Raw genomic sequence first — 2,472 nt, forward strand, 5'->3', positions numbered from 1 at the left:
TACATCTCCTCTCAATCCATTGTTGGTAGCAGGTACCAGGTTAGTGGCTGCGATGTTGGTGATATAAGGTCCTGCGAGGGAATCCCAGGCGGCGATGCTGGCAGGCGAAGTATTATTCACGGGAGTACTGCCGGAAAGATGCTGCCCGGCAATAAACCGTACATCACGGGTACGCAAACGCGACAGGTGCGGCGACAAATGCCCTACCTCCTCACCCAACCGTGCATTTTGCCAGTATTGAGCCGTAGGGGTACCATTCTGATCGGTCCAGAAAAAAGTATTGTTACCACCTATGTACCGGAAATTATTCAGCCATTTGGCGCCCATGATCAGGAACGAATACACGCCAATATTAAACTCTGATTCAGATGGATAGTAGTTATAGGAACCACCATTCCTGCTGCCTTTATACCCCAGCAAATAAGCACCAAAACCTATGGGAGAAGCCCCACTGCCATCATACCCTTCCAGCGCCAGTTTACGGTACAGGAACATGTCTTGCAGGATCGCTGCCTGGGAGCCTCCGGCAGCGGGACTTCTGTTTACATAAAAGTAGTAATAGTCGTAGGTCATCAGGTCGGGCTTCGCAGTTTGCATATAGGTGCGGAGATTAGTCTCTGACCACTGACCGGTGTACTGGTTGTTATGCACCAGTACATTCGGATATTTACTTTTGGATATGGCAAACCAGTCGCGCATGTAACCCTGAACGGCGGTACTATATCCTTCTTCATCTCCAAAACAAATACTGGACAGCAGGTTGGTGTCGGCCAGCTGCAGAGAGTTCAGAAAGCCGTTCGATTGTTCAAAGGCAGTCGGACCACGGCTAACCTGTGTACCATAAGGTCCTTTTACCAATCCCCATTGCACCGTAGGATTTTGCTGCCGGATGGTGTAGTTGTACATGGGCAGTTCATAATAGGTAGGCGCAAAATGAGTGTTGGCCAATTCATTGCCGCTGGGAAAATGATCCACTCCCGGCTGCACGTACCAGCTAACACCACTTTGTGCAAATGTGCTGACCAGGGAATTGTTGGAGAAGGCAGCATTGGATACAAACAAATAAAATCCTTTCAGGCGCTGATCGCAGCAGTCGGTCCGGTTCCAGATGCGGATAGAATCGATGGTGACGGTGTTACCCAGATCTACCTGCCACCAGGGCTCTATGGCCACACTGCCGGCGAGGGTATGGGTAACGGAACCTGCAGCATAGTTGCCGTTGGTATTACCATCTACCGCCTTACTACTCAATCCGCTCCCGGGATTAATGTCTGACGATTGCAGGGTGGTTTTGCCCTGGGCCACGTTTACTCCTCCGCTGAATACCTGTACCTCAGCGAGACTGAGCGGATCGGTGGCAGGTAATTGAATTTTTACATAGCGACCGGTTCTGCCGATGTTAATGGTGGTCAACGCCGGCACCGGGTGATCCTCGGAAGCTCCATCTACCCGGATCCAGCTTTGGTACTGAATACCTTTTTGAATAAAAATTTTGTCCTGCCGAGTCATGGTTTGGGAGCGGGACGCGCCTGCCAGCAGTAACAACAGGGAGGTTCCCCATAACGCGGCAGCGCTGTTTTTAAAATTCAGGTGCATACAAACTTGTATTTAGTGATCAGAGAAAACAGTACTGCGCCCGAGCGGCCGGCAGTATATCAGGTTGCTGTAACCAGCATGGTTACACGTTTTTGGTTGCTTGAGATTCTTTCACTGCACTTTTTCGGGATCGGCTATCGTAGGCTATCGGTCATTCGTTTTCATAGTTGGAAAAAGGGTGCCTCCGTTTATATAGTGGGTATAATTTCCATGTTACCCTTAGTTGGGGGAAATATTTTTTAGTGCAGCCTCCTGATTGTAGTATTTTACCCCGTTTCTCTGGTATTTTATCCTACCCTCTTTTTTGCCAGCTACTTTTAATCGCTATTTGGAAAAAAAGAAGTTTATTTGATGACACGTAAGTATCATTTTATCAACTGTAATTCGGTGCAATGGAGCAATACACTGACGAAGAGTTGTTACAACTGTTGATGCAGAACAATGAAGCGGCATTTCGCCAACTCTACAAAAGATACTGGAAAAAACTACTCACCAAAGCTTATACGCAGCTGCAATCCTATGCTGATGCGGAAGAATTGGTGCAGGACGTATTTGTCAACATCTGGCATCGTCGTCAATCCCTGCAAATTAAATACAGCTTTCATACTTATATCGCTGCCGTTACGCGCTATAAAATATTTGAGCGGATTGCCGCCAATAAAAAACTGCCGGTAACAGAAGATGCCGCCGATTGTATCGTTTCCGATCATTCTACCGAGCTATGGCTGGATGGCGAAGCTTTGAAAGCAGCAATAGAAAGCGTTGTTGGTACGCTTCCTGAAAAATGTCAGCTGGTATTCCGGTTAAGCAGGGAACAGGGCCTGACCGAAAAACAAATAGCACATACCCTGCAGATATCTCACAAAACAGTAGAGT

At 47.8% G+C, this 2,472-nt stretch carries 2 protein-coding genes; one reads left to right on the forward strand and one right to left on the reverse strand.

The window, feature by feature from the left end; translation table 11 throughout:
• On the reverse strand, positions 1 to 1,596 hold a 1,596-nt coding region (locus tag VIP81_RS30790), incomplete at its 3' end, for a discoidin domain-containing protein (protein WP_331971068.1).
• 392 nt (positions 1,597 to 1,988) lie between these two features.
• On the opposite strand from VIP81_RS30790, the gene VIP81_RS30795 reads away from it, so the two are divergent.
• A partial coding sequence (locus VIP81_RS30795) for an RNA polymerase sigma factor (protein WP_331971073.1) occupies positions 1,989 to 2,472 on the forward strand: 484 nt, incomplete at its 3' end.

It is taken from the genome of Chitinophaga sp., assembly GCF_036566945.1.
Lineage (GTDB): Bacteria > Bacteroidota > Bacteroidia > Chitinophagales > Chitinophagaceae > Chitinophaga.